Source organism: Oricola sp., assembly GCF_022763245.1.
In the GTDB taxonomy this organism is placed as follows: domain Bacteria; phylum Pseudomonadota; class Alphaproteobacteria; order Rhizobiales; family Rhizobiaceae; genus Oricola.
This window is the reverse complement of record NZ_JALEGV010000036.1, coordinates 86,889-94,392: the sequence shown is the minus strand read 5'-3', so window position 1 is coordinate 94,392 and position 7,504 is coordinate 86,889. Positions and strand designations below refer to the sequence as shown.

General features: G+C 64.5%; 7 protein-coding genes and 1 pseudogene. 3 read left to right on the top strand and 5 right to left on the bottom strand.

Annotated elements, in window-relative coordinates; genetic code table 11:
• Together MRY80_RS16540 and MRY80_RS16535 are read right to left on the bottom strand one after the other, a co-directional pair.
• Positions 1 to 107 (bottom strand): annotated as a pseudogene (locus MRY80_RS16540) (electron transfer flavoprotein subunit beta/FixA family protein); the annotation flags it as partial.
• A gap of 218 nt (positions 108 to 325) precedes the next feature.
• A complete protein-coding gene (locus tag MRY80_RS16535; protein ID WP_293292154.1) occupies positions 326 to 1,099 on the bottom strand; it encodes a helix-turn-helix domain-containing protein in 774 nt (257 codons plus the stop codon).
• A gap of 406 nt (positions 1,100 to 1,505) precedes the next feature.
• Here MRY80_RS16535 and MRY80_RS16530 point away from each other — a divergent pair, with 406 nt between their 5' ends.
• The 3 genes from MRY80_RS16530 (at position 1,506) to MRY80_RS16520 (ending at position 4,868) form a co-directional block, all read left to right on the top strand.
• Positions 1,506 to 2,729, top strand: a complete 1,224-nt coding sequence (locus tag MRY80_RS16530) for a C4-dicarboxylate TRAP transporter substrate-binding protein (RefSeq protein ID WP_293292153.1) — start codon at positions 1,506 to 1,508, stop codon at positions 2,727 to 2,729.
• A gap of 76 nt (positions 2,730 to 2,805) precedes the next feature.
• Positions 2,806 to 3,381, top strand: coding sequence for a TRAP transporter small permease (locus tag MRY80_RS16525; RefSeq protein ID WP_293292152.1), 576 nt, complete (start codon positions 2,806 to 2,808; stop codon positions 3,379 to 3,381).
• Entirely contained in the window at positions 3,378 to 4,868 is a 1,491-nt protein-coding gene (locus MRY80_RS16520; protein WP_293292151.1) for a TRAP transporter large permease subunit, read from the top strand. Before MRY80_RS16525 ends, MRY80_RS16520 begins: the two co-directional genes overlap by 4 nt.
• A gap of 2 nt (positions 4,869 to 4,870) precedes the next feature.
• On the opposite strand, the gene MRY80_RS16515 is transcribed toward MRY80_RS16520, so the two are convergent.
• From MRY80_RS16515 to MRY80_RS16505, 3 genes are read right to left on the bottom strand one after another with little or no spacing between them, the layout of a single operon-like run.
• Positions 4,871 to 5,659, bottom strand: coding sequence for a crotonase/enoyl-CoA hydratase family protein (locus tag MRY80_RS16515; RefSeq protein ID WP_293292150.1), 789 nt, complete (start codon positions 5,657 to 5,659; stop codon positions 4,871 to 4,873).
• The gene (locus MRY80_RS16510; protein ID WP_293292149.1) at positions 5,649 to 6,539 is read right to left on the bottom strand and encodes a hydroxymethylglutaryl-CoA lyase; all 891 of its coding nucleotides are present in this window, start codon (positions 6,537 to 6,539) and stop codon (positions 5,649 to 5,651) included. Before MRY80_RS16510 ends, MRY80_RS16515 begins: the two co-directional genes overlap by 11 nt.
• Entirely contained in the window at positions 6,536 to 7,210 is a 675-nt protein-coding gene (locus tag MRY80_RS16505; RefSeq protein ID WP_293292148.1) for a glutathione S-transferase family protein, read from the bottom strand. Before MRY80_RS16505 ends, MRY80_RS16510 begins: the two co-directional genes overlap by 4 nt.
• Positions 7,211 to 7,504: the final 294 nt, after the last annotated feature.

Sequence of the window (7,504 nt, the reverse complement as noted above, 5' to 3'; positions counted from 1 at the left end):
TTCATGCTCATCTTCACATTCGCAAGCTCGACACCCGAACCGTCAGCCTTCACGCGAACCTTCACATTGTAGTCGATCACACGCTTGACCGGCACCAGAACCTTCATTGTCGCCTCCTCGGAATTTTCGGGACACCCGCCGCCGCCAGAAACCTCCGGCGTCTTTCGTCTCATATTGTGGAACGAATGAATTCAGCATTGAGGGACAAGTTCCAGAGAATTCCGCCGATGTCAACGAAACAAGCGAAAATCGGCGCATTTTCGCCAACCTGCATTGACCATATTATGGGAATAATGCAGCACCACACTTGAAGCGCAGACAGTGCTCAGCCGGCGATTTCGACAGCCCGCTTTCGCAAACGCTCGAATTGCCGCCGCCATTCCGCGACCTTCGCATCCGTCGCGACGGAATTGTGCGCAGCGATGCTGACCGCCAGCGCGGCCGCGCCCGTCGCGCCGGGAAGCGCCATTCCCAGGCCGTAAACGCCCTCGGCGACATTCCCGCGGCTTTCAACGAACCCCGTCCTGCGCGCTTCCTCGACCAGGCGGCGCACCTGCTCCTCGGTGAGCCTGGACGTGTCCCCGAGATGCGGCGCGATTGCCTTCAGAACCGCCTCCATGCCCGCATCGGTGGTCGCCGCCAAGAGCGCGGTCGCGGCCGCGCCGACACCCAAGGGGCGCCTCTGCCCCACCTCAACAGGAATGGCACGCAGGACCGACGACCCTTCCGCCTTGTAGAGACACACCGCCTCGTAACCGCTGCGACCGATCAGATAGGCCGTCGCGCCGCAGGCGCGGGCGAGATCGTCGACGAGGCCGCGCCATTTGAGGATCTGCTGCTGGCGCGCCGCCGAAGACAGCCCGAGCTCGAAGACGAGATTGCCGACATGGTAACGGCGCGCGTCCTCGTCATATTCGAGCAGGTCTTCATCCAGCAGGCATTTGACGATCCGATGGGCCGTCGAGCGCGACAAGCCGGTCGCCTCGGACACCTGGCGAAGCCCGACGCCACCCTCCGCAGCACTCGCGACATGACGCAACACGGCAGCCGCGCGACGGATGGCCTGCGTTCCGTCCTGCCTGGATTCCTTGTCCGACATCACCACTCCCGCGCGGGAAATTGAAACCATTGCGCCCAACGCGCCTATATCACCCGCCCTCCCGCCACGGAAGCGCGGCGCGAGCCGGCGCGAAGACATCTTCATCGCGTCGAAGCGACAAATCTCCCATATTGTGGAATAGATGAGGCGAATTGGCAACAAGCTTGACGCGTGGGCACGCCTCGCCATTCGCGGGGTCGACAGTCTTATTTCGTCCGAAATTCCGGGGAACATTGCAGTTCCCGCGCCTGATTTTGGATCGCCGTCGCCTTTCGTCACAGGAGGCACGGAGAATCTGCGCTCTGCCAGTTGTCCCACATGGTAGGAGATGTTAGGGAGAATTCCGTCGCGTGGAAACGCTTCGCAACACACTCGAGTTTGCCGGCGACGCCGGCGGGAGGAACACATGACACACATCGGATTCGCAAAGGGTCTAACCACGGCTGCCTTCGTTGCCGCTGGCGTGCTCGCCGCTTGCTCCACGGCATCGGCCGCGGACGCTTGGCTCGAAGAACTTGAGCCCCGCGTGCTGAAACTTGCGGATTTCTCCGGCGACCAGACGGCCAATTTCGGCAAGGCGATGGTCGCGTGGGAAGAAGCCATCACCGAATTCACCGAAGGCAAGATCACCTTCGAGAACTACTGGTCCTCGTCGCTCCTGAACGCGCTCGACACGCTGGAAGGCGTGGGCGACGGCGTTGCCGACATCGGCCTGATCATCCCGAGCTACATGCCGCAGGACCTGCCGGTCGGCTCCTGGTTCTTCGGAATGGGCGCGGCGCTGAGCGGCTCGACCGTGCACGACGTTGCCGCCGGCGGCGCGACGGCTCTGGAGACGCTGCTGACCTTCGATGCCGTCACCGAGGAATATGCCGAGCACAATGTGAAGGTGCTGCAGGCCACCTCGACGCCGGCCTACAACCTGCTCTGCAACAAGCCGATCGCGTCGCTCGCCGATGCCGAGGGCAAACGCGCCCGCGCCATCGGCGCCGTCTGGGCGAGCACCGCCGAAGCGCTCGGCATGGCTCCGGTCAGCATCGCCTGGAACGAGGCCTATGAAGGGCTGCAGCGCGGCGTGTTCGACTGCATGGTCATCAACCCGAACCAGTATGTGAATGGCCTCATCCTGAAGGATGTCGCGCCGGAATATGTGCCGGTCACGATGGCGCAGCTGCAGGCTTCGACCTGGGTCATGAACCTGGAAGTCTGGGAAAGCTTCCCGGTCGAACTCCAGAACTTCATCACCCAGGAAAACATCCGCGCCGCCTACAACATCTGGAACGGCTACCTGCAGATCGAAGCCCAGGCGGGTGACGTGATCGCGGCAGGGCAGGAAATCCACACCAACGACGTGTCGGAACTCGAGCCGGTCGCCAAGGCGCAACGCGAAGAATTCGTCGCCGCCCTCGCCGCTGCGGCTCCGGGCAGCATTTCGGATGCCCAGGCGGTCGTCGATGCCTATCTCGAGCGCATTGCCTACTGGACCGCGGCCCTGGAAGCCGACGGTTACGCAGTTACCGAACGGACCCCCGAAGCGATCCTGAAGGCGTTCGCAGGGCTTCGCGATGTTGACCTCTCCAACTTCTATGCGAAATTCAATGAAGAGGTCACGACGACCCTCATGAAGTAACGCATTGCTCCCGGCCGCACCTGCCGGCCGGGAGCCCATGCCAACCGCATCGTCTCGCGCGAGGACATTGGACCCGATGTCAGAATTTGACCGCGATGGCGGCGAAGCCGCGCAAGGCCGCAGACTGCCCGTCATCATCCGTATCGTCGATCGCCTGAGCGCCATCTTCGCCTATGGCGCCGCTGCCGCCGCGATCCTGCTGGCCGCAAGCGTCTTCATCGACGTGACGGGCCGGGCCTTCTTCAACAAGCCCTTTACCGGGACCCTGGAGATGACGGCCTATTGGTGGATGCCGATGCTCACGCTCCTTGCCTATGCCTTTACCGAGCAGAAGCAGGAGCACATCAAGGTCACCATCCTGCTCGACACGCTGCCGGTGGGCATGCGCCGCATCGTCGAGGGTTCGTTCAGCCTTCTCGCCACCGGCCTCCTCGTCGCGCTGACCTGGTACACCTGGGTCGACGCAGCGCGCAGCGCGCGCATCCAGGAGACCACCGCGGCGACGCCGCCGATCGCAATCTGGCCTTTCAAGTTCTTCGCGGTCGCCGGCCTCGGCCTTCTCGCGCTCCAATTCGCGGCGACCACGTTTCGCCATTTCGCCGGCCACCTGCCGCAGACCGAGGAATACGACTCGGACGCTGACCTGGGATGAACACTCTGCCCCCCTCCGACGACATGCCGGCACCCGCCGCAAACGGCGGACACCGCGTCGCCCGCATCGTTTTCACCATCGCCCTTCTGGTGGCGTTCGGCGCCGCGGCCGCCATGCTTTTCGCGGACCTGCCCAAGCAGGCGATCGGCGCGCTGGTGATCGTGCTCAGCATCGTGCTGCTCTTGATGGGCATTCCCGTCGGCGTCGCCATGCTGGGCGCGGCGCTGCTCGGTCTGTACTCGCTGAGCGGGATGCGCGTGGTGACCTCGACGATGAAATCCGTGGGGTTCGACGCCTCGGCATCCTGGTCCTACAGCGTCATTCCGATGTTCATCCTGATGGGCATGATCCTGTGGAAGTCCGGCCTGACCGCCACGGCCTTCGAGACCGCGCGCCGATGGCTCGGCTGGCTTCCCGGCGGCCTGGCGGTGGCGACCAACTTCGCAGGCGCGGCGCTGGCGGCCAGCAGCGGAAGCACGATCGGCATCACCTATGCACTCGGCCGTGTCTCCATTCCCGAGATGCTGAAGTCCGGCTACAGCCCGCAATTGGCCGTGGGCAGCGTAGCGGCGGCCGGAACGCTGGGGCAGATCATTCCGCCGAGCCTTCTGCTCGTCGTCTATGCCGGCGCCGCATCGGTGCCGGTCGGGCACCAGTTGCTCGCCGGCGTCATTCCCGGGCTGATCCTTGCCTTCTCCTTCGCGATCATGATCGTCGCCCGCGCCACGCTCAATCCATCCCTCGCGCCGCGCGTCGACATGAGCATGGTCACATGGCGCATGCGCAGGGACTCGCTCGTCGCGAGCATCCCGATCATGATCGTGGTCATCGTCGTGGTCGGCGGGCTGTTCGCCGGCATCTTCACCGCGACCGAAGCCGGCGTGTTCGGCATGCTGGCAGCCTTCGTTTTCGGCTCGGTGCACCTTCTGCGAACGACCGGTTCCTGGCGCTCCGTGACGACGATGGTGCGCGAGTCGATCATCGGCACCCTGACCGGGACTGCGTCCGTGTTCCTCCTGATTCTCGGTGTCGTGGTTCTGACCCGGGCCATGGCGCTCAGCCAGGTGCCAAACGTCCTGGCGGAGACCATCGTCGAACTCGGCCTCGGCCGGGTCGAGCTTCTGCTAATCCTGATCCTGGTCTATCTCGTGCTCGGCATGTTCATGGACACGCTGGCGATGATGCTGCTCACCATCCCGGTCCTGCTCGCACCGCTGAAGGCTCTGGGCGTGGACCCGCTCTGGTTCGGCGTCTTCCTGGTGGTGATGGCCGAGGTCGGCCTGCTGACACCGCCGCTCGGAATCCTGACCTTCATCGTCCACAGGATCGCTTCAGATCCGGAGGCCAATCTCGGCCGGCGTATCGCTCTCGGGACGGTTTTCAAGGGCGTCGCCCCCTTCGCCGTGACGGCAATGGCGGTCCTGCTCGTGCTGATCTTCTTCCCCGATATCGTGACCTGGCTGCCCAATCAAAGCGTCGGGCGCTGACGTCACTCGGTCCGCCAGGGAGGCGTTTCGCGCGCAAAAAACGCGGCGATGCCGGCCTGGGCCTCGGCGGTTTCCCACCGATCGGCTAGAGCGCCGGCAGTCATCTCCGCCTGGTCCAGCGGATCCGGTCCACCGAGCCTGAGGCAGAGCGCCTTGGCGTCGGCGACTGCGCCCGGGGCGCATTGCAGGAAAGCCGCGACCTCCGCCTCGACAGCCCCGTCCAGCATGTCATCCGTCGCGGTCCCGGCGATCAGGCCCGAGCGCAAAGCGAAATCCGGGCCGAAGGGCTTTCCGTTGAAGAAGACCTGCCGCGCGAACGCTTCGCCCAGCTTGCGCACAACGAAGGGCCCGATCGTCGCCGGAATGAGGCCAAGCCGCGTTTCGGTCAGCGCGAATTTGGCCCCTTCGGAGGCCACCGCGATATCGCAGACCGCGATCAGACCGATGCCGCCGCCATAGGCAGCGCCCTGCACGCGGCCGATCACCGGCTTCGGCAACGCGTTCCACGCTCCCAGCATGCCGGCCAGCGCACGCGCCTCCGACATCTTGCCCGCCCGGTCCTTCTCGGCCTGCTCGCGCATCCAGCCCAGGTCACCACCGGCGCAGAAAGATCTGCCCTCGCCTGCGAGCACGACCACACGGACATCCGCGTCGCCGCGCAGCGCCTCTGCCGCCGATGTGAGCTCCGCGATCATGCGGGCATTCATCGCATTGTGCTTGTCCGGCCGGTTGAGCGTGACCCTGGCAATGCCGCGCGGGTCCGTCGCGACCGCAATCGTTTCATATTGCATCGCGCTGGTCTCCGCTCGGCGCCGCCCCGGTTGCGATCTCGCTTGCAAGATAGGCTTCCGCGGCCGCCAGTCTGTCCATGTCGATGCCGGTTTCCCACCCCTCCATCGCCAGCATCCGGGCGAGCGCAGTGGTGGAGACGTTGCCCTTGGCGCCCGGCGCATAGGGGCAACCGCCGAGACCGCCGACAGCGCTGTCGAATGTTCTCAAGCCGAGATCCAGACTGGCGCGCACATTGTCGAGCGCCCGGTTGTCGGTGTCGTGATAGTGACCGGCGAGCCTCTCCGCCGGGACCGAGCCCAGCACGACCTCGAGCATGGCGGCGATGGTCGTGGGCGTGCCCTTGCCGATGGTGTCTCCGAGCGAGACTTCATAGCAGCCCATCTCCATCAGCCGCGCGGCAACGTCGCACACGGCGGCGGGCGCGATGTCGCCCTCATAGGGGCATGCGACCACGCAGGAGACATAGCCCCTGACCGGAATGCCGGCAGCAGCGGCCGCATCCATAATCGGGGCGAAGCGCTCGAAGCTCTCCGCGATGGAGCAATTGGTGTTCCTGCGGCTAAACGTTTCCGATGCGGCGGCGAAGATCGCGACCTCGTCCACCCGCGCGGCGCGCGCACGTTCGAAGCCCTTCAGATTGGGAGTCAGCGCGGCATAGGTCACACCCGGCTTGCGCTTGATGCCGGCGAGAACCGCCTCGGCGTCGGCCAGTTGAGGCACCCATTTCGGCGACACGAAGCTGGTCGCCTCGATCTTTGCGAACCCGGCATCCGACAAGAGATCGATGAGCGCGATCTTCTTGCCGGTCGGAATGACCGCTTTCTCGTTTTGCAACCCGTCGCGCGGGCCAACCTCGTAGATGCGGACAGCCCGGCTCACGCGGGGATTTCCCAGGGAGGATAGAAATCGCGATCGAAAAGTCCCGCTTCGCCCTCACCCGGCAACGACGCCTGGAAGCCGTCGCGCGCCGAGATGCGTTTGTACCACGCCTCCAACGCAGGAAATTCCTCGAGCGAAACGTAATAGGACGCCATGTAGACGGCCTGTCCGACGGCGATGTCGACGGCCGAGAACGCAGACGACAGAAGATAGTCGCGCTTTCCACCAGGCTCGGACAGTCGCGCCTCGATGGCCGCGCAGCACTTCTTCAGACGTGCCGCCTCCAGCTTCATGACGATCGGCGACCGCATCGTGTCGTCATAGAGGGCGACATGCTGTTGGGTCAGCGCGGCCGTGTGCTGGCTGACGGTTTCGGCGAAATGCAGCCAGGTCAGCCATTCCGCACGCTCGGCATCTCCCGGCAATCGGCCAAGACCGGCTTCGGGATAGAGCTCGCACAGATACTCCATCATCGCGCCGCTCTCGAACATCGTCATGCCGTCGATCTCGAGCGCCGGGACCCGCCCGGCCGGCGACAGGGACAAGTAGTCGGGCTTGCGCAGCGTCTTGTCGAAGGGATGAGTGACGACTTCGAAATCGACGCCGAGTTCGTTGAGCAGCCACAACACGCGCATCGAGCGGGACTGGTGGCAATGATGCAGCCGGATCATGAACCGGATTCCTTGAAACGCAACAACACCGTTCCTCCCTCGACTGTCTCGTTCTCGGCGCAGAAGACCTCCGCCACCAATCCGGCGCACGGCGCCGTCAGGCTGGTCTCCACCTTCACCGCATGTCTTACAATCAGCGAGTCTCCGTTGTCGACTGCGCCGCTCCGAGACGCTTCCGCTCCCGATCCCCGCCTTGCCCGCACTCGTCGCCGACGGGTCTGACGCAGGAGCTGCGAGGCGGCGATGTTCGGGCTCAAACTTGCGCAATTCGCAATCAATGTCCCGATCTTTGCA